Annotated in this window: 18 protein-coding genes; 5 read left to right on the forward strand and 13 right to left on the reverse strand. The window is 67.7% G+C overall.

Translation table 11 applies throughout. The features are described 5' to 3' along the window. Positions 1-2: 2 nt before the first annotated feature. The 5 genes from NM203_RS00310 to NM203_RS00330 form a co-directional block, all read right to left on the reverse strand. Complete coding sequence (locus tag NM203_RS00310; protein WP_255057592.1) at positions 3-1,250, reverse strand: alpha/beta hydrolase family protein; 1,248 nt, start codon at positions 1,248-1,250, stop codon at positions 3-5. 109 nt (positions 1,251-1,359) lie between these two features. Beyond that, entirely contained in the window at positions 1,360-2,022 is a 663-nt protein-coding gene (locus tag NM203_RS00315; RefSeq protein ID WP_255057593.1) for a PAS domain-containing protein, read from the reverse strand. A 39-nt stretch (positions 2,023-2,061) separates the two neighbouring features. After that, positions 2,062-2,271 (reverse strand): hypothetical protein, encoded by a 210-nt coding sequence (locus tag NM203_RS00320; protein WP_255057594.1) that lies wholly within the window; start codon positions 2,269-2,271, stop codon positions 2,062-2,064. Positions 2,272-2,398: 127 nt separating this feature from the next. Further along, complete coding sequence (locus tag NM203_RS00325; RefSeq protein WP_255057595.1) at positions 2,399-2,767, reverse strand: Hsp15 family ribosome-associated heat shock protein; 369 nt, start codon at positions 2,765-2,767, stop codon at positions 2,399-2,401. Between the two features lie 29 nt (positions 2,768-2,796). After that, positions 2,797-4,110 (reverse strand): acyltransferase family protein, encoded by a 1,314-nt coding sequence (locus NM203_RS00330; protein WP_255057596.1) that lies wholly within the window; start codon positions 4,108-4,110, stop codon positions 2,797-2,799. Between the two features lie 669 nt (positions 4,111-4,779). Between NM203_RS00330 and NM203_RS33070 the strand changes: the two genes are divergently transcribed. After that, positions 4,780-6,888, forward strand: coding sequence for an alkaline phosphatase family protein (locus tag NM203_RS33070; protein WP_303624007.1), 2,109 nt, complete (start codon positions 4,780-4,782; stop codon positions 6,886-6,888). Here NM203_RS33070 and NM203_RS00340 read toward each other — a convergent pair whose 3' ends face one another. Both NM203_RS00340 and NM203_RS00345 read right to left on the reverse strand, forming a co-directional pair. Beyond that, positions 6,889-7,995: a glycoside hydrolase family 183 protein gene (locus NM203_RS00340; RefSeq protein ID WP_255057597.1), complete on the reverse strand. Its 1,107-nt coding sequence runs from the start codon at positions 7,993-7,995 to the stop codon at positions 6,889-6,891. Positions 7,996-8,004: 9 nt separating this feature from the next. Next, the gene (locus NM203_RS00345) at positions 8,005-8,583 is read right to left on the reverse strand and encodes a TetR/AcrR family transcriptional regulator (protein ID WP_255057598.1); all 579 of its coding nucleotides are present in this window, start codon (positions 8,581-8,583) and stop codon (positions 8,005-8,007) included. Positions 8,584-8,669: 86 nt separating this feature from the next. On the opposite strand from NM203_RS00345, the gene NM203_RS00350 reads away from it, so the two are divergent. The 3 genes from NM203_RS00350 (at position 8,670) to NM203_RS00360 (ending at position 10,779) form a co-directional block, all read left to right on the forward strand. Further along, positions 8,670-9,800: a 3-ketosteroid-9-alpha-monooxygenase, oxygenase component gene (locus NM203_RS00350; protein ID WP_303624035.1), complete on the forward strand. Its 1,131-nt coding sequence runs from the start codon at positions 8,670-8,672 to the stop codon at positions 9,798-9,800. A gap of 223 nt (positions 9,801-10,023) precedes the next feature. Next, complete coding sequence (locus NM203_RS00355) at positions 10,024-10,506, forward strand: cupin domain-containing protein (protein WP_255057600.1); 483 nt, start codon at positions 10,024-10,026, stop codon at positions 10,504-10,506. Between the two features lie 66 nt (positions 10,507-10,572). Then, positions 10,573-10,779: a hypothetical protein gene (locus NM203_RS00360; RefSeq protein ID WP_255057601.1), complete on the forward strand. Its 207-nt coding sequence runs from the start codon at positions 10,573-10,575 to the stop codon at positions 10,777-10,779. Here the strand turns inward: NM203_RS00360 and NM203_RS00365 are convergent, their stop codons facing one another. Genes NM203_RS00365 through NM203_RS00380 form a run of 4 tightly spaced genes read right to left on the reverse strand, consistent with a single transcriptional unit; the run spans position 10,780 to position 15,646 of the window. Further along, entirely contained in the window at positions 10,780-11,322 is a 543-nt protein-coding gene (locus NM203_RS00365) for a sarcosine oxidase subunit gamma (RefSeq protein WP_255057602.1), read from the reverse strand. After that, positions 11,315-14,119 (reverse strand): 2Fe-2S iron-sulfur cluster-binding protein, encoded by a 2,805-nt coding sequence (locus tag NM203_RS00370; protein ID WP_255057603.1) that lies wholly within the window; start codon positions 14,117-14,119, stop codon positions 11,315-11,317. Before NM203_RS00370 ends, NM203_RS00365 begins: the two co-directional genes overlap by 8 nt. Continuing rightward, positions 14,116-14,391, reverse strand: a complete 276-nt coding sequence (locus tag NM203_RS00375) for a sarcosine oxidase subunit delta (protein ID WP_255057604.1) — start codon at positions 14,389-14,391, stop codon at positions 14,116-14,118. Before NM203_RS00375 ends, NM203_RS00370 begins: the two co-directional genes overlap by 4 nt. 16 nt (positions 14,392-14,407) lie before the next feature. Next, positions 14,408-15,646 (reverse strand): sarcosine oxidase subunit beta family protein, encoded by a 1,239-nt coding sequence (locus tag NM203_RS00380; RefSeq protein WP_255057605.1) that lies wholly within the window; start codon positions 15,644-15,646, stop codon positions 14,408-14,410. 112 nt (positions 15,647-15,758) lie between these two features. Here NM203_RS00380 and NM203_RS00385 point away from each other — a divergent pair, with 112 nt between their 5' ends. Beyond that, positions 15,759-16,430: a GntR family transcriptional regulator gene (locus tag NM203_RS00385; protein ID WP_255057606.1), complete on the forward strand. Its 672-nt coding sequence runs from the start codon at positions 15,759-15,761 to the stop codon at positions 16,428-16,430. On the opposite strand, the gene NM203_RS00390 is transcribed toward NM203_RS00385, so the two are convergent. Together NM203_RS00390 and NM203_RS00395 are read right to left on the reverse strand one after the other, a co-directional pair. After that, complete coding sequence (locus tag NM203_RS00390) at positions 16,427-17,038, reverse strand: TetR/AcrR family transcriptional regulator (protein ID WP_255057607.1); 612 nt, start codon at positions 17,036-17,038, stop codon at positions 16,427-16,429. The two genes, NM203_RS00385 and NM203_RS00390, sit on opposite strands and share 4 nt — an antisense overlap. Next, a complete protein-coding gene (locus tag NM203_RS00395; protein ID WP_255057608.1) occupies positions 17,025-18,356 on the reverse strand; it encodes an aromatic ring-hydroxylating oxygenase subunit alpha in 1,332 nt (443 codons plus the stop codon). Before NM203_RS00395 ends, NM203_RS00390 begins: the two co-directional genes overlap by 14 nt. Positions 18,357-18,402: the final 46 nt, after the last annotated feature.

The raw sequence follows: 18,402 nt of genomic DNA on the forward strand, positions 1-18,402 counted from the left end.
CCTCACGCGCATTCGGTGGTCTCGGTGGGATCTCCGCTGCTGTCGAGCAGGCCGGACTGCTCGAGGGCTGCGTCCACGAAGTGCTGCACCGGCCGGGATTCGACGAATCCGGTGTGACCTCCCTGATACCAGGTGATCTCGGGTCGCCCCCAGTGTTCCCAGAGGCGGTGCACCTGGTCGCGTGGATGGACTAGTTGGTCGGCGACACCGGCGTAGATGAAGCGCCCGCGCAGCGGCACTCGCGGCCTCAGCGACAGCGGCGAGATCATCCGACCCAGCGGCTCGGCCGCTGCGACCGTTCGTCCCCGTGGATCGTCGTCGTGGAAGCCGGCATGGTGGCCGAGGACCGCGACGATATCCGCCACGGGCACGCCGAGCACAGCGCACCGGAGGTCGTCCTCCACGCTCGCAACGATCGCGGCGACGAAACCTCCCAGCGACAGGCCGTACACGCCGACCGGTGCTCCCGGCTGTTCCGCGCGAATCCACGCGATCAGCCGCCTGATGTCCCACACGGCCTGTGCGGTCGCGTGCACGTTCGTCATCACGTCTTCACTCGGGAAGACGACCCCCTTCGGCAGTTGCCGGCTACGCGGGCCGTGCAGCGGAAGCACCGGCAGGATCACGTTGAGGCCGAGGTCGTGATGCAGATGCCAGGCGCGGAACACGGCGAGATCGAGGCGAGCGCGCCCCATTTCGGTGCCGTGCACGCAGACGAGCCAGGGCCGAGGACGCCGATGCCGCAGCACGATTGCGTACTCGCGGGTGTTCGCGGCGTACGTCAGCCAGCGCGCGCCGCCGGGCTCACCTCGGCGAGGGGTGTATCCGCTCGTGAACGACAGCCGTTGCAGTGGCCGTCCGGCGGAGTACGCGGTGCGGACGCTGACGTCCGCGGGAGGCGACGGTGCGGTGAAGAACCTTTCGGAATGTTCCAGCCAGCCACCGTCGCCGTAGAACCGGAGAGCGTCGTGGACCTCCGCGTCGATGCGTGCGTAGGTGTGTGCGTCGCCGATCGGTCGTCGCGCTCGCAATCCCAGCAGCGCGATCTCGTCGCGGAACGCGTGTGCGGCGATCGCCAGCGTGGGGCGGGCCAGCGGCACGTCGCCGGATTCCTGCGCGAGGTAGTGGCGCCAGGTGTCGGCGTAGTAGCGTCCCGTGCGCGCGAACGGGCCGACCACGGCGTTCAGCGCTCCGGACGGGTTAACCGAAGGAACAGTTCGCGGGTGGTCGGTCGCGTCGTTGCGTGCCATGCCGGTGACGGTACGAGTCGACGAGTAGCGGCTGACAGGGTCGTAGCTCGGTCTTTTCGACGACGTTGGACCATCGGGCTGAGGACCAACGCCCTCGGGAACGATGCGCTCAGCGGTCCTGCGCCATCTCAACCCTCCGGGCCGGACGTCCGGTCAGGACTTCCAGCCGAAGCCTCGCCATCTGCTTGGAGCGCTCGATGTCCGATTCGGCCTGCGCATCGATGACGACCGAGTGCGAGTGCGCGAGCACGCCGAGCACCTCCTTGGCCGGCAGCAGTGGGAACTCGCGACCGAGTTCGTCTGCGACACGGCTGATCTCGTTCAGCGTGACCGCGGTGGCCCAAGCGTCTCCGGGGGGTAGTGCGGAGGTCACGTTGCGGGCGTGGTGAAGTACGGCGATCGTTCGCCCTCCGTCGATGAGCGGCTCGTTCTGCGGTGACCATATTCGGTAGGCGAACCCGCCGGGGTGGTGGCGATCCGGCACGTCGTGACGAAGGACGCCGGGGCAGTGCGGGGCGGTGCCGCGCAGCACCGACTCAACCGACGCGATCGCGTTCGCGAGGTCGCCGGCGGTCGGGTCGGCCGGGTTGTCGGGGAACGCGTCGTAGACGTACTCGCCGAGTAGCCGCTCCCGAGGCATGTCGACGGCCCTTTCGTAGGCGGTGTTGACCCCGCGAATGCGCAGATCGGAATCGATCAACGCCAAGGGCTTCGGCGACACTCTGAACCAAGCCGCCTGCTCGATGCCTGCTGCCGTTGCGCGGTTCAGCATTCTTCCTCCGTCGGAGACCGTCGGTGCGGCGAGCCTCGATCAGTCACCGGCGGTTCGGCGTTCGTCGCCGTCGTCCGGTATCTCTCGACGCTGTTCGAGAACGTCCGCCTCGTCTGCCTCCAGGACGGCATCCCGTTGCGCTTCGTCGCTGCGGACGTCGGCGGTGTCCCGATCGTCGAATTCGTTGTCGCGTTCGGCATAGCAATCGACCAGTTCGAAGCGGTCGGGTGGGGGGAAGGTCCGGGGCATCGCTTCTCCTGGGTCGATAGGGCGGTCGCCGTTTCGAGTGTGCGGGTGCACTGCGTGAAAGCGATATGGACTTAGGTCCCGTTTCGGACCGACCAGGGTCCCGTTTGTCGGGCCCGGTGAACGACGGTTACCAGGTGCGACTCGCCCGCCACTGCTCGAGCTGGCGGCGATCCTTCTTCGTCGGCCGGCCGGCCCCGCGATCGCGCAGCGCGACGGGGATCGCCACGATCTTCGGCTCGGGCGGGGTGCGATCCAGATAGCAGGTCACCGCGTCCGCAGCGCCGACGCGTTTCTGGATGACGCGGACCACTTCGACGATGCGGGTCCGCTCGCCGATTCGGGCGCGGATCTCGTCACCGGGAACCACCGAGGTGGCGGGTTTGGCCGGCCGGTCGTTGACCTTCACGTGCCCGCCGCGGCACGCCGCTGCGGCGTCGGGGCGCGTCTTGCTGATCCGGACCGCCCACAGCCACCGGTCCAACCGCGTCGACTCCATCCGTCCATGATGGCGCAGTCAGCGGGTGGCTACGCCAGTCCTGCTCGATCGGGCAACGGGTGGGCGCGCGGGCGCGGGCGGTAGCGCTTCGTCAGGTTGAGTGCGGGCTTCTCGACGGCGTAGTAGGTGACGATCGACAGAGCGAAGGTGACGACCATCCCGATCGCGACGTTGGACAGCATCGCCGACATGGTGTCCTCGGTGGCCAGAAACCGGGAGCGCCCCAACAGGATCAGCACCGGGTAGTGCCACAGGTAGACCGACAGCGAGATCTTGCCGAGGAAGCGGAGTGGTGCGAGATCCAGCCACCTCGCCAGCGATGAGGACTGGCCGCGTGCGAGCGGTGCGATGACGATGACGACGAAGATCGCGCACGTGAACGCGATGGCGCTCAGAGCGTAGGAGTTGCGGGTGGCCAGCAGGACCAGGGCCAGTAACCCGGAGGGGAGGAACGCCACGGTGGCGAGCAAGCGCACGCGGCGACTGAGCCGCTCGGGAATCATCCGGCGCTCCATCGCGACGAACAGAATCACGACGAACATTCCGTACGCGAACGTGTCGGACATGGCGAGGAAGCTGCGCAGGAAGACCGCGAGCCAGTTGTCGCCCCATTCCTGGAGCAGCGGATCGGTGACACCGGTCGCACGGGAGATGGCCGGCACGAACAGCTTCGCGACGAGACCGAGCACCAGGAGCGAGATCGGGGCGATGAGTGCGATGCGCAGAGGTGCGCCCCCGAGGCGTCGGCGCAACCGGAACATGATCACGCCGAAGATCGGGAGCGTCGAATAGAACGCGATCTCCAACGTGAGAGACCACGCCGGATTGATTCCGGTTTGGAAGTACTGGGGGATGTAGGTCTGCAGCAGCGTCAGGTTGGCGATGAGCTGTCCGGGATCGGTGATCATGCCGGTGCCCTCGGTGGTCCCCACCGGCTGCAACGACTGGTTCACCACGTACACCGCGTGGAACGCGTAGTTGGCGATGAGGAAGATGACGAGGTAGGCGGGGAACACCCGCAGCACGCGGTGGAGGGTGTACTCCCTGGTGTCGGGCATGGTGGCGCCCCCGGCCCCCTGGTCGCGCATCAGCGCCTTCACATAGGGCAGGAACAGCAGGAAGCCGCTCAAGACGAAGAACATCAGCAACACCACGCCGATGAGATTGAGCTTCGCCGCACCCGACGTCATCGGTGAGTACCAGTGCGCGATGTGCGCGACGGCGACACCGAGGCATCCGAGGCCGCGAATGCCGTCGAGGCCGGTGATGCGAACGCTCTTCTTCGCGGGAGGAGGCGGGACTAACGACTCACTGGAATTGTCCTCGAGTTCCGACGTCGTCAACCTTCACCCACCGAGTAATCGTCCCGACAAGTGGGCCGTGGTGACGGCGAATTCGCGTTCACGTAACCCTCTGATCGGCTGTCTGCGAGCATCGGAGCCGGTTCAATGCTCGTCACAAATTTGATCCGGTACCGGCGCGTCAAATGCTATCGCAAACATGCTGATCAAGCTGCACAAGTCGGGCGCATAGGTGTACTTAATAATCAAAGGAATTTGATCTGCAAACTCCGAATTCGGAGGTGCGTTGCCACCATGTACGAAGCTTGCTGGAATAACGCTCTCAACATGTGCTGAGGACGTCAATCCTGGCAAATTCATACTATTCGGCGGATTCGGCCCGTGGGCGTGTTCGCACTGCGCGCCGACGATGTCATGTGCAATCTCGGGGACGTGGCGCACCCGCCGGTATTCGTTCGCTGTGGGTGCCACGGAGGTGAGTCGTCGACACTCGGGTCCGTCCGGCGGCCCGGCGGTCCGAACGCGGTTCCCGCCGCCCCGGACGGCTGGCCACGACGGGCAGGGTCGCCCATCACGGCTCGGGTCGCGGGCGCCCGGCACGTCCTCGGATTCGCCACCCGCCGTTCACAGCGAATTCCACGATTCCACGCTGACGGCCTGCTCCGCAGGCGTAATTTTCGCCGAGCGGGTGGTCTGTCGAAAGGAATCGTCATGGGCTACGCCAGGAACGTCGGTCGCGTTGGGGCTTTGGCCGTGGCACTCGGAGTCGGGATGGCGGTGGCCACCAACGGGGGAGTCGCGGTCGCCGACCCGACTAGCGACTCGTCCACCTCGTCGGCCGGTGACGCGTCGGGTTCGCAATCGGGTTCGCAGTCGGAGGCCACGACGAGTTCGCCGACCGGCCCGACGTCGAGCTCGAACGACGGTGACAACGACGACCAAGACGACCAGGACGGGCAAACGACGGGCACGGTGACGAGTTCGCCCACGGTCACGGGCAGCATCGGCTCGACGGAGCCCGATGACACCGAGGTCGAAGCGCCCGTCGTCGAAGCACCCGTTGAAGCGCCCGTCGTCGAAGCGCCCGTCGTCGAAGCGCCCGAGGAGGCCGAGGAGGGCACCACACCCGCCGACGCGCCGACGGAAACCAACAACGATTCACCGGCGAGCGACGCTGCGGCGGGGGTGCAGCGAGTGGCGAATCGGTCGGCGAGCGTTCCAGACGCCGACTCCGACGGCACCGAAGCGGGCGACGAGGCCGATGCCCAGCCGATAGCGCTTAGCATCGCCGCGGACACCTCCTCCACGCCGTCGTCCGGCGACGTGTTCACCACTGTCGCGACCGCTCTCACGTCGGTCGCGCCGTCCCCGGCGAAGGCCCAGCAGGCGCCGCCGACGCTCATCGGGATCGTCACGCAGTTCGTCTCCGCCGTCTTGAGCCCACTGCTGAGCCCATTGCAGGACGGACCGATCCAGATTCCGTTCCTGACGGCCGCACTGTCGTTGCTGCGCAACGAGTTCGAGAAGTTCCTCAACCCGAACCGGAACGTCGCGCCGCAGCAGAGCACGAGCCTGGTCAACTCGCTGCAGGCGCTGCCTCTGGAAGATCAGCACGTGTTGGTGATCGGCATCGACGGCACCAACCTGAGCCGCGTGCTCGCACTGCCGACCGGGCAGAACGCGAACTTCCTCGAACTGCTGGGCACCAGCACCTCCGCGGCCCCGAGCATCGTCGGGCACACCACGATCTCCAACCCGTCGTGGTCCTCGATCCTCACCGGGGCGTGGGGTGAGCGCACCGGTGTCATCAACAACGTGTTCACGCCGTGGACGTACAACCGGTTCCCGACGATGTTCGACCAGATCGAGGCGCTCAACGAGGACATCGACACCACGGTCGTCGCCAACTGGAACGTGATCAACGCGATCTCCGCGGCGGGGGCCGGCGGCGCCGACAACAACCTCTACGTCACGCAGATCGCGGGTGACACGAACTGGCTCGCGACCGACGACCTGGTCGCCGAACTGACCGTCGACGCCATCGAAGACCAGAGCACGGATCCGAGTGTGCTGTTCTCGTACTTCGTCGGTGTGGACGAGAACGGTCACCTGTACGGCGGCGCCTCGCCCGAATACCAAGCGGCGCTGGTGAACATGGATGAGAACCTCGGACTGATGATGGATGCCGTGGCGGCCCGTGAAGCGCTGACCGGTGAGGACTGGACCATCATCGTCGTCACCGACCACGGCCATCAGCCGCAGAAGGGCTTCGGGCACGGTTTCAACTCGCCCGACGAGACGGCGACGTTCGTCATCGTCGACGGCCCCGGTTTCGCGGACAACAACATCAACACCGCCTACCAGATCGTCGACACCACGCCGACGGTGCTGCAGATCTTCGGCGGCGGCGTGCAGCCTCGCACCGACGGTGTCCCGCTGCAATCCCTCGGCGCAGGTGACCATTACGCGAACATCGACGATCTGGTGGCGGCCCTCAACGCCGAGATCGCCCAGATCGAATCGCCGAACTTCATCACCGACAGCCTGCTGACGGTGCGGACGATCTTCTCGAGCATCCCGTACTTCATCTACGACTTCGGCCTGACGGGCGACTCCGGGTTGCCGAGCTTCCTGGCGCTTCCCGCGCAGCTGTTGTTCAGCGGCCTGTACGTCGCCACGAACATCCCGGCCCAGATCATCGCGTTCGGGACCGGGGTCTACGGCGCGAGGTTGTTCCCGATCCTGCCGCCGCCCGCGCCCGATTTCACGCCGGTGAACCCGCAGCCGACCCCGCTCGCACCCGTCCTGATCGCGGTGTAGTCAGAGGTCGATCGGGTCCACAGGGTCCGGGTTCGCGCCGGGGCCGTGCATCGTCGACCGGAACTGCATGGCGCGATAGGGCCAGCCGGTCTCGGTGTTCCACTGGGACACGATGAGGCCGACGCCGCCCGCGACGTCGAGTCGCGAGCCCGGCATCACGTACCCGCCGTACAGTTGCGCGACCCGACAGGACGTGTGATCCTCGTCGTCCCAGCCACATCCGGAGACGGGCAACTGAATCGGCGCCCGGTGGATGTTCGCGGTCGGCCCCGTGATGGTGCGATAGCCGAGGGCGTACTTCGACGCGAGAAAACCGCCGAGGATCCAGCTGCCGCGATCGAGGCGGCGAAAACTCAACTCGCCCCATCGCTCACCCCGCGGCGTGATCGGAGTGGGTTCGTTGCCCCATCCCCATCGTCCGTGGGCCCAACCCCAGCCGGAGTACATCGGTGGGTTGGCGATATCGACGGGCCGCACGCGCCGCAGGATGACGCCCTTGTCGCGCGTGAACCCCGTCGACACCACGTACACCCAGCCGTCGTCGGGGTCGTAGTCCCACGACCAGCACTGCGCGAGGCCCCCGTGCAGCGTCGCCGGGAACTTCGCGCCCAGGTGTCGCCAGGACTCACCGCAGTCGTCGGAGCGCCAGATCTCGGTCCAAATCACCTCGGGGAAGCCCTTATTCACCATCACGTGCAGGTACAGGGCGTCGTCGACACGCAGCAGATCCGACGGCAGCACGGTGCTGAATCCGCCCCGGTTCCACCGCGGTCCGCTGTCGTGGTGGTAATACCAGAGTTGCTCCGCGAAGTCGGGGTTGGGGCCACCGGCCCGCTCCCACCGGACGGCGGCCCGCGCGTCGCCGGTGCCGATCAGGATCACGGGGGAGCGCCAGCTGCCCTCGCCAACGCGGTTGCCGGAGAACGTGTCTCCGAAGACGGCGACCAGCTTGCCGTTGGGGGCGGTGACCGCGGCCCCGAGGTCGGTTGAGGTGACGCCCCAGCGGTCGGTGATACCGGGACCGGTGAGGTCCACCCACTTCCCGTCGGGCCGTGGCGGTCGACGCTGCAACCGCCACGATGCGCCCTGGCCGATTCCGGGTTCCACCGCGCCGTCCTATGCGGGGATGGGCAGTGGGGCCGTCAGCATGGCGGCCAGCATCGAGACGATCTCGTCCGGGTCGCCCACCCCGGTTCCCGAGTCGTGCGACGCGCGCTCTCGTTCGGCGAGGAGGGCGAACATCGTGGTGCCGATCGCGGCGATCCGGCGGCGGCGGGTCTGCCGGTCGGTGGTCGGGATGGCGTGCGCGAGCCTGTCGAGCACGTCGCGCCAGGCGGACCCGCTGGCGCTGTCGGTGGGCAGCTGCAGCAGTGCGGCCTGGAGGAAGCGCGCGTAGTAGTCGCTCTCGACGGTCGTGAAGGGGAACACCAGGACCCGGAGCAGGGCGTGCACGTCGGCGTCCGGATCGACAGCGGTGAGCATCTCCACGCGCTCCCGCTCCATCGGTTCGAGGCGGCGTCGCACGATGGCGTCGATCAGATCCTGGCGGTTGCGGAAGTAGTAGTTCACCGCCGAGTTGTTGCGCTGGCCCGCGGCCAGCGCGATGTCGCGCAGCGGCACCTGCGGCCCGCGCTGCGCGATGAGCTGCTCGGCCGCGTCGAGGATCGCGATCCGGGCTTGCTCTCCGCGGCGCATGAGGAGGATCATAGGTTCGGCCGCCGGAATAAGCGAATGTGCTTAAATCGGTGCCGAGCCGTCGAGGAGGACATGACATGGTGACGCTGAACGACGACGCCGTCAGGGACATCGACACCGGGGTTCCCATGAACCGGTACGCGCGCGGGTGGCACTGCATAGGCCTGGCCGAGGACTTCCGCGACGGCAAGCCGCACGGCATCAACGCGTTCGGCACCCGGTTGGTGGTATTCGAGGATTCGCAGGGTGATCTGCAGGTCCTCGACGCCTACTGCAGGCACATGGGTGGAGATCTGTCGCAGGGCAGCATCAAGGGTGACTCGGTGGCGTGTCCGTTCCACGACTGGCGCTGGCAGGGGTCCACGGGCAAGTGCTCGCTGGTGCCCTACGCCAAGCGCACTCCGCGGCTGGCGCGGACGAGGCGCTGGCAGACCGGTGAGGTCAACGGGCAGCTGCTGGTGTGGCACGACCCCGAGGGCTCGGTGCCCGCACAGGAACTGTTCCCGCCCACCATCGACGGCTACGACGACGGCCGGTGGTCGCCCTGGTCGTGGCACTCGATTCTCATCGAGGGGTCGCACTGCCGCGAGATCGTCGACAACAACGTCGACATGGCGCACTTCTTCTACATCCACCGCGCGTATCCGACGTACTTCAAGAACATCATCGAAGGCCACACCGCCACCCAGCTGATGGAGTCCAAGCCGCGTCCCGACACCACGAAGAACTACGAGAACATGTGGGAGGGAACGAAGTTGCGCTCGGAGGCCACCTACTTCGGACCCGCCTACATGATCAACTGGCTGCACAACGACGTCGCGCCCGACTTCACGATCGAGGTGGCGCTGATCAACTGCCACTACCCCGTCAGCCACAACTCCTTCGTGCTGCAGTACGGCGTCGCCGTCCAGGAACTACCGGGCATGCCAGCCGAGAACGCCGCCAAGCTCGCCAGGGCGATGAGCACGTCCTTCGGCGGCGGTTTCCTCGACGACGTCGAGATCTGGAAGCACAAGACGCGCATCGAGAACCCGCTCCTCACCGAGGAGGACGGCGCCGTCTACCAGCACCGACGGTGGTATGAGCAGTTCTATGTCGACGCGGCGGACGTCACCTCCGAGATGACCGATCGGTTCGAGGTCGAGGTCGACACCAGCCACGCCAACGAGTTCTGGCGCCAGGAGGTCGCCGAGAACCTGGAGCGCGCTCGCGGGTGAGCGCTGGAGAAGCCGTAACCGAGCTCCACCCGATCGACCCGAAGGTGTCGTTCGAGCCGCTCGGCCACGTCAACCTGGGGCCAGTGCTCGTCGACTCGGACTATGACGACGTTGTCGCGCTTCATACGTCGTCACATTCCATCTCGCGGTTGCCTCACCCGCCCTGAAAGAGAGTGCCAGCGATTTCGCGCGCTGACGACCGCGTCAGTTGTATAACTGCGGCATGACGACGCAAAGCCCGGCTTTCGTTGTGCGGGACGCGGGGGCGAAGTTCCACTTCCTGAACACGCTCTACACGGCGAAGGTCAACAGCGAACAGACCAACGGACAGTTCACCGCGATGGAGTTCCTCGCGCCGAGGAACTTCGGGCCGCCGCTGCACCGCCACGATGCCGAAGACGAACTGTTCTACATCGTCGACGGGGAACTGTGGCTCTGCTGCGGCGACGTCGAAGCCATCCACGGCGCGGGAGCCGTGGTCTGGCTGCCCCGTGGGCTACCGCATACGTTTCAGGTGCGGTCCGAGACGGCCAAGGTGTTCCAACTGTCCACCCCCGGCGGCTTCGAGCACTTCGTGACCGCGTTGGGGGAGCCGACTGACAAGCCGGGTCTGCCGGCGCCCGGGCCGATCGATCCGGGGCACGTCGCCGAAGTATGCGGGCAGTTTGACATCCAGGTGCTCGGCCCGCCGCCAGCACCCCGCTAGCCGTTTCAAAGGATTCTCTCAACGAACGCTTCATGCTCGCTCAGACCGCGAGCGCACAGTGGTCTGATGACCACCGCGATCCGACTCACCCTGGCCGGGATCTTCACGGCTCTGCTGCTGGGCGTCGTCTACGCCAGCGGCGAGTGGGGGCACGTGATCGCGACGACTGCCGGCTTCGCGACCGCGATCGCATTGCTCGGTGCCGCCGTGCTGGGGTGGGAGCGCGTGGTGACATCGGCGGAGTCGGCCGGACTGGTCGACCTCGAGCACTAGCTAGCGATACTCCAGCGTCGCGTCGAGCAGCCATTCGGCCAGATAGCTCGCGAACGAGGCCCGCACCAGGATGCGGAAGTCCGTGCCGTCGTCGGCGAGCGGTACCAACACCACCGCGGCGTGTCCGAGCATCGTCTGCGCCGACGAGCCGGGGCCGAACGCGACCGGATGCAGATCCAGTGAGCAGCCTTTCGCCAGCACATCCCGCGCGCGTGCTCCCGTGAGTCGCAGCGTCGTGCGCTGTGCGGACACGTCCACCGCCGCGCCCCCGTGCTCGGCGACCGCCTCGCGCAGTGCGGCCTCCAACTCCTCGCCCGCACGCACCGTCGAGGTGACGAGCGACTCCTGCGGTCCGAACCAGATGACGGAGCAGTCGGCACCGAGCACCCCGGCGACCGCCGCCTGACCCGCCCCCGCGGGTTCCATCCACAGGTCGACCATCGTGACGAACGGCTCCTCCGCGATGCGCGCCGCCGCGGGGGTCGCTACGAATCGGGACGCGAAGTCCTGCAACGGACTTCGCCGTGTGAGTGTCTCAGCCATCGCGGCGTGCCCCCTCCGGGTCGACGAGAACGGAACCGGTGACCTCCACGGGAATCAGCCCACCGTTCACCGGGACGTGCACGGTGTCACCGATCCGCGCGCGGCCGCCCTTGACGAGCGCGAGCGCGAACGGCCTGCCGAGTTCGGCGCTGCGGTAGCTCGAGGTGACGTGACCGAGCATCGGCACCGGGGGCGGCGGAAGCTCACCCGCGGAGACGAATTCGATGATCTGCGCGCCTTCCGGCAGCACGGTGGCGCCGTCGGTGGGAAGCAGGCCGACGAACTGCTTGCGCAGCGGGTTGAGGTTCTCGCTGCGGGTGAACGAACGCTTGCCGATGAAGTCCGGCTTCTTCTTCGACACCACCCAGTTCATCCCGAGGTCCTGCGGCGTCACCGTGCCGTCGGTGTCCTGCCCGATGATGGGGTAACCCTTCTCGGCGCGCAGCACGTGCATGGTCTCGGTGCCGTACGGGGTGATCCCGAACGGTTCGCCCGCCGCGATCAGGCGCTCCCACACCGCGGTGGCGTGCCAGCCGTCGACGTTGACCTCGTAGGCGAGTTCGCCGGAGAAGCTGACCCGGCCGATGCGCACGTGCACGCCGTCCAGGGTCGTGTCGCGCCAGGCCATGAACGGAAACGCCTCGTTACTCACGTCGACATCGCCGAACACCGCGCCGATCACGTTGCGGGACTTCGGTCCTGCCACCGGAAACGTGTGCCACTGCTCGGTGACCGACGTGAGCCGCACCCGTAGATGCGGCCACTCGGTCTGCAGCCACTCCTCCATCCAGTCGAGGATCTTGGCGGCGCCGCCGGTGGTCGTGAACACCTGAAAGCGATCGTCGGCAAGCCGCATGACGGTGCCGTCGTCGATCACCATGCCGTCGACGCCGCACATCACGCCGTAGCGGATCATGCCGACTTTGAGCGAACTCATCAGGTTGGTGTAGAGCAGGTCCAGGAACGCCCCCGCATCGGCCCCCTGCACGTCGATCTTGCCGAGCGTCGACCCGTCGAGGATGCCGACTCCGCTTCGCACCGCGGCGCATTCGCGCAGGACCGCGGCCTCCATATCCTCCCCCGCCACGGGGTAGTAGCGCGGCCGCTTCCACTGCCCGACGTCCTCGAAGACCGCGCCGCGGGCGACATGCCAATCATGCACGGCCGTCACGCGTTCCGGCTCGAACAGCCTGCCGCGGTCCCGGCCCGCAAGCGCGGCGAACGCGACCGGCGTGTACGGCGGCCGGAACGTCGTCACACCCAGTTCCTCCATCGGCGTGCCGAGCAGATCGGACGTGACTCCCGACGCGACCACCCCGGACGTCTTGCCCTGATCGTGGGCGGTGCCGATCGTGGTGTAGCGCTTGATGTGCTCCATCGATCGCATTCCGGCGCCGACCGCGCGCACCAGGTCGGCGACGGTGGCGTCGCGCTGCACGTCGACGAACTGTCGATCGGCGCGATCCGGGTCGGGGACGTACCAGAGCACCAGGCCGGGCGCGGCGGTTCGAACCGGGTCATCCTCTCCCGCAAGGGGTTCGGACGTCCCGTCGACGCCCTCCCGCCCGGTGCGCAGGCACGAGGGCAGGTCGAACACGCCCGCTACGGAACCGACGACGCTGACGCGCTCGAGCGGATCGGCGGGCAGGAACGCACCGAGGACCTCGTCGTACCGCAGCTGTCCGCGCACCTGGCTGAACAGGTGAACGGCCGGATTCCAGCCGCCGCTGACGAGGAGGGCGTCACACGGGAGTTCAGCGTCGTCGACCAGCGCGTGTGTCACCCGAGCGTCACCACGGGTGCCGCTGACGACCGCGCCTGCGCGCACGGTCAGTTCGCGGGCGGCGCACTGGTCGAGCAGGTCCGCGGGGACGTCGGCGCGGGCGTCGACGATCGCGTGCACGCGAGCGCCCGCGTCGTGCAGGTCGAACGCCGCCTGATAGGCGCTGTCGTTGGTGGTGAACACGACGATCCGTTCCCCGACCACGACGCCGTAGCGGTGCAGGAAGGTTCTGGCGGCGGTGGCGAGCATGACGCCGGGGCGGTCGTTGTCCGTGAACACGACGGGGCGTTCGTGTGCCCCGGTCGCGATGACGATGTGCCCGGCGCGGATTCGCCACACTCGCTGCCTGCTCACGGTGGCCGGGGCGGCGGCTCCGAGGTGATCGGTGCGGCGCTCGAGGGCGAGCACGAAGCCGTCGTCGTAGTGGCCGAACGCGGTCGTGCGCTGCAGGTGCAGCACGTCGGGGTGGGAGGCGAGCTCGGCGACGGTGTCGGCGATCCAATCGGCTGCGGGCCTGATCCCGATCACGTCGGTGGTGCCGAGCAGAGCGCCGCCGGCCTCACTCTGTTCGTCGACCAGGACGACGCGTGCGCCCGAGCGCGCCGCGGTGAGCGCCGCGGCCAACCCGGCGGGACCGGCGCCCACGATGAGCACGTCGGTATGCACGTGGGTGCTGTCGTACCGGGCGGGGTCGGCGGTATCGGCTAGCCGGCCCTGGCCGGGGATGCCATGGGCGACAAGGCCGTCGAACAGCTCGACGGTCGTCGCCAGCAGCATCGGCTCCGGGAACGGGTGGTCGATCTGCACCAGGCCGCCGGTGTCCTCGGCCCAGGCGGCGGTGATCCCGCGCGGGCGGCCCAGCTTGATGCTGGTCGCGATCCGGTGAACGCCGTTGGCCAGCAGGGCCGAGGCGAGGGTGTCGCCGTGGTGGCCGGTCATCTTCCTGCCGTCGAACGTGAACGTGATGGTGGTGTCGCGATCGATGCGGCCACCGCGTTCGGTGCGCGCGGTCACGGGGTCGGCCTCTGCTCGCCGGGGCGGTACACGCTTTGGAAGCGGTAGCTGGCGGTGTCGCGAATCGCGTTGAACCAGCGGCGGCATCCCGCGCTGTGGCTCCACCGCTCGGCGAACAGCCCCTTGGGGTTCGCGCGGAAGAACACGTAGTGGGCCCACTGCTCGTCGGTCAGCGCCTGCGGGTCGTCGGGATACGGTACGTGCGCCTCCCCGCCGTAATGGAACTCGGTCTCCTCGCGCAGCCCGCACCACGGGCATTCGATGAGTTGCATTGCGTAAGCTCCTGTCTCAGTGTGCGACGGCAGCGGCGCCGTGTTCGTCGACGAGGGCCCCGGTGACGAACCGGTCGAGGCTGAACGGTGCGATGTACTCGTGTGGCTCGTCGTTGGCGATGGTGTCCGCCATGCACCAGCCGATGCCCGGCGTGGCCTTGAAGCCGCCGGTGCCCCAGCCGGCGTTGAGGTACAGGTTCTCGTAGGGCGTGCGGCCCGCGATCGGGGATGCGTCGGGGCAGACGTCGACGATGCCCGCCCACGTGCGAAGCAGATGGGCGCGTGCGAAAACCGGGAACAGTTCGACCGCTGCGGCCATCTGGCGCTCGATGATGTGGAACGCGCCGCGCTGGCCGTACCCGTTGTACGAGTCGACGCCGGCCCCCATGACCAGTTCGCCCTTGTGCGCCTGCGACACGTAGACGTGCACGGCGTTCGACATCACGATGGTCGGGTGCACGGGTTCGAGCAGTTCGGACACCAACGCCTGCAGCGGGTGGCTCTGCAGGGGCGTGCGGATGCCGAGCATGTCCGTCAACGTCGACGTGTGCCCCGCGGCGCACAGCGCGACCTGTCCGGCGCCGATGTCGCCCCGCGTCGTGCGCACCGCGGTGACGCGGTCACCGTCGGTGACGAAGCCCGTCACCTCGCAGTTCTGGATGATGTCGATCCCGGCTTCGTCGGCCCGGCGCGCGAAACCCCATGCCACGTAGTCGTGCTTCGCGATGCCAGCGCGGGGCTGGTACGTCGCTCCGAGCACGGGATAGCGAATGTCGTTGGAGACGTTGACGATCGGGCACAGCTTCTTGACCTCGTCGGGACCGATCCACTCGGCGTCGACCCCGTTGAGCCGGTTGGCCTCGACGCGGCGAACACTGTCGCGGACGTCCTGCAGGCTGTGCGCGAGGTTGAGCACACCGCGCTGGCTGAACAGGATCGGGTAGTCGAGATCCTCTTCGAGACCCTCCCAGAGCTTGAGTGCGTGCTCGTAGATGCGGGCGCTCTCGTCCCACAGGTAGTTGGACCGGATCAGCGTCGTGTTGCGTGCCATGTTCCCGCCGGCCAGCCAACCGCGTTCGAGCACCGCGACGTTGGTGATGCCGTGGTTCTTGGCCAGGTAGTGCGCGGTGGCGAGGCCGTGGCCGCCGCCGCCGACGATGACGACGTCGTAGTTCTTCTTCGGCTCCGGAGTGCGCCAGAGGAAGTCGGGGTGATCGGGCAGGTGCGCGCCGGGTGGGGCGGGGGACGGGTTCATCGCCGGACCATCGAGCCTTCCTGCAGGACGACTGAAATCGTATTGATATATCAGTCGTGGGATAGCGTAGGATCACGACGCGACGGCGTCAATCGGACGGAGGGGATCGGCGATGAGCCTGGCGGAGGCGTCCCCGCGCGGATCCGGCGGTGGCATCGAGACCAGCGCGGATCGGGCTTACGACGTGATCCGGGAGCGGCTGGTCATGCTCGACATCCGGCCGGGGGAGCCCATCAACGACGAGGCGCTCGGCGCTGAACTCGGAGTCGGCCGCACGCCCGTCCGCGAGGCGCTCAAGCGGCTGGAGCAGGACCGGTTGGTGGTGGCCTTTCCGCGTCGCGGGACGTTCGCGACCGCGGTCGACATGACCGATCTCGCCGACATCTCCGAGATCCGCAAGCAGCTGGAACCGACCGCGGCGGCCCGTGCGGCGCGCACCGCGTCACCCGATGCACGCGCCCGCCTCACCGCGCTGATCGGGGAGATCGTGGAACTCGACGACGCCGACGACCCGCGCGAGGTCCTGCGCCGCGACGTCCACGTCCACCGGGAGATCTACCGCGCCTCGGGTAACCCGCACCTCGAGCAGATCCTGGTCAGCCTGGACGCGCACGCCACGCGAATCTGGTGCCTGTTCCTTGACCGGCTCCCCGACGTCGCCAGCCACGTCCGCGAGCACGTCGGCCTCATCGAGGCGATCGTCTCCGGTGACGACACCGCCGCAGCGGAACTGACTCTCGCGCACGTAACGGGCTTCGAGCGGGCGATCCGCGCACTGCTCTAGGAGCGCAACCGCGCCAGCAGCGACTCCAGCCCGTACTCGAACACCGCGTCGTAGTCGGTGGGGGACTGCAGTGCGGCGACCAGATCCTGATCCGGCCAGTCGTCGGTCCACAGCGTCGGGTCCTCCTCGTCGTGCTTCTCACCGCGAACCGCGGTGAACTGCATGACCGCCGACGACACCACGTGCACCTCGACCGCGCGCAGGATGAGCGCGGCCTCGGCGCCCGTAACCCCGAGTTGGGCTAGTTCGATCGCGAGCTTCTGCTGAATCGGCAAGAACAGCAACGGCGTTCGGTCCCTCTCATGTGCGATCGCGAGGAGGTGCTGCCGCTCGATGAGTGCGCGCCGCTGCGCCCGCGCGAGCGCGGCGATGCGATCGGCGGCGCTGTCGCCCTCCAGGGGGAGGTTGGCCATCTCGGCGAGCAGACGGTCCACCAGGTCGTCGAACAGCTTGTCGCGTCCGCCGACGTGCCAGTAGATCGACGTCACGGCGACACCGAGTTGGTCGGCGAGTTTGCGCATGGTGAACGCGTCGACCCCGGTCGCCTCGATCAGCCGGGCCGCGGCGTCCAGGATGGTGTCCGCCGTGATCGGCTCAGGGCGCGTCACCCGGCTCGCCTCCCGTCATGCGATCGGACTCGGGCAGATCGAGGTAGCGCTCGAGGTTGCGGTGCAGGTTGATCACTCGGCGCTCCTCGTTCGACAGCGTGAGATGCGTGAAGCCGGGCTGACTAAGGCCGCGCTGTAGCCCCGCGAGCACCGAGATGTCCTGCGTCAGAACCAGACCCGGATGCGCCTCGGCCGCCGTCATCCGCACGTCCATCGGGGTCGTGCGGGGGGATCCGGGCGCCATCCGCGTCCACAGGTACATCACCAGCTCGCCGCGCTCGGGGTCGGCGCCGGGGTGCGACGTCATGACCGTCAGGTGGTCGGCGTTGGTCAGCAGCGTCATGTTGGGGAACACGTTGTACTGGTGCAGCGTCATCAGCTGCTCGGTATCGGCCCAGCCCAGATCCACGCCGCGGGATTCGGCGAACTCCCTTGTCCGCGCGGCGATCACGTCCGGCACCGTCATGTCGTCGGCGCAGCCGGGGAACGGCGTGCCCTCCTCGACGCCCATGAGCGCGCCCTGCGTGGTGACGTACGCGTCCCACACGTCCTCGTCGGACAGCGGCTCTCGCAGGTGCGGGCTGGGCACGCCGTAGAACTGCTCCGACTTGCCGGCATGTCCCCAGATCCGTTGCGGTGCGAAGACATCGTCCATGCATCGGTGCAACTCCGGATGCAGCGTCTGGATGTGGTAGGTCTCGCTGTAGCCGTCGGCGATGGTCTTCCAGTTGGCGTCGACCTCGACGGTCATGGTGGCGTAGCACCGGAAGTCGCTCAGCCGGCACCAGGCGATGTCCGACGGTACGGCCTCGAGGTACTCGGCGAGCGGCATGGCGTCCCGATCGAGGTTGACGAAGACCAGCCGTTCCCAGACGTCGACGCGAACCGGGAGCAGCGGGAAGTCGCTCATATGCAGCTCGCCGAAACCCTTGCGGTTCGGCACCCGCTTCAGCGCGCCGGCCAGATCCCACGTCCAGCCGTGGTAGCCGCAGCGCAGTTCCTGCAGATCCGAACCGGCGCCCTGGCACAGCGAGTTGCCGCGGTGCCTGCACACGTTCTGGAACGCGCGCAGCTCGCCGCCACCGTCGCGCACGACCAGCACCGAGATCGGCCCGCAGCGGTACTCGAAGTAGTCGCCCGGCTCGGCGACGTGATCGACGGTGCACGCGACCTGCCACACTCGCGGCCACATGCGCTTCTCCTCGAGCCGCGCGAACTCGGTCGAGTAGTAGCGTGCGGCGGGCACCCGCGTGGGTCGCGTCGGTGGTGCCCCGATCGCGTCCTCGCGTCGAACGTCGTGCGCGGCATGCGTGACCATCCGGCCCCTCCTCACGATTCTCTGTAACGGTATTACAGGGAGGGCT

The organism is Mycolicibacterium arenosum (assembly GCF_024320865.1).
Taxonomy (GTDB): domain Bacteria; phylum Actinomycetota; class Actinomycetes; order Mycobacteriales; family Mycobacteriaceae; genus Mycobacterium; species Mycobacterium arenosum.

Bases quoted from the DNA above. Each gene is read 5' to 3' on its own strand.
- NM203_RS00310 (WP_255057592.1), bottom strand. From the start codon at position 1,250: ATGGCACGCAACGACGCGACCGACCACCCGCGAACTGTTCCTTCGGTT.
- NM203_RS00315 (WP_255057593.1), bottom strand. From the start codon at position 2,022: ATGCTGAACCGCGCAACGGCAGCAGGCATCGAGCAGGCGGCTTGGTTC.
- NM203_RS00320 (WP_255057594.1), bottom strand. From the start codon at position 2,271: ATGCCCCGGACCTTCCCCCCACCCGACCGCTTCGAACTGGTCGATTGC.
- NM203_RS00325 (WP_255057595.1), bottom strand. From the start codon at position 2,767: ATGGAGTCGACGCGGTTGGACCGGTGGCTGTGGGCGGTCCGGATCAGC.
- NM203_RS33070 (WP_303624007.1), top strand. From the start codon at position 4,780: ATGGGCTACGCCAGGAACGTCGGTCGCGTTGGGGCTTTGGCCGTGGCA.
- NM203_RS00345 (WP_255057598.1), bottom strand. From the start codon at position 8,583: ATGCGCCGCGGAGAGCAAGCCCGGATCGCGATCCTCGACGCGGCCGAG.
- NM203_RS00355 (WP_255057600.1), top strand. From the start codon at position 10,024: ATGACGACGCAAAGCCCGGCTTTCGTTGTGCGGGACGCGGGGGCGAAG.
- NM203_RS00360 (WP_255057601.1), top strand. From the start codon at position 10,573: ATGACCACCGCGATCCGACTCACCCTGGCCGGGATCTTCACGGCTCTG.
- NM203_RS00365 (WP_255057602.1), bottom strand. From the start codon at position 11,322: ATGGCTGAGACACTCACACGGCGAAGTCCGTTGCAGGACTTCGCGTCC.
- NM203_RS00375 (WP_255057604.1), bottom strand. From the start codon at position 14,391: ATGCAACTCATCGAATGCCCGTGGTGCGGGCTGCGCGAGGAGACCGAG.
- NM203_RS00380 (WP_255057605.1), bottom strand. From the start codon at position 15,646: ATGAACCCGTCCCCCGCCCCACCCGGCGCGCACCTGCCCGATCACCCC.
- NM203_RS00385 (WP_255057606.1), top strand. From the start codon at position 15,759: ATGAGCCTGGCGGAGGCGTCCCCGCGCGGATCCGGCGGTGGCATCGAG.
- NM203_RS00395 (WP_255057608.1), bottom strand. From the start codon at position 18,356: ATGGTCACGCATGCCGCGCACGACGTTCGACGCGAGGACGCGATCGGG.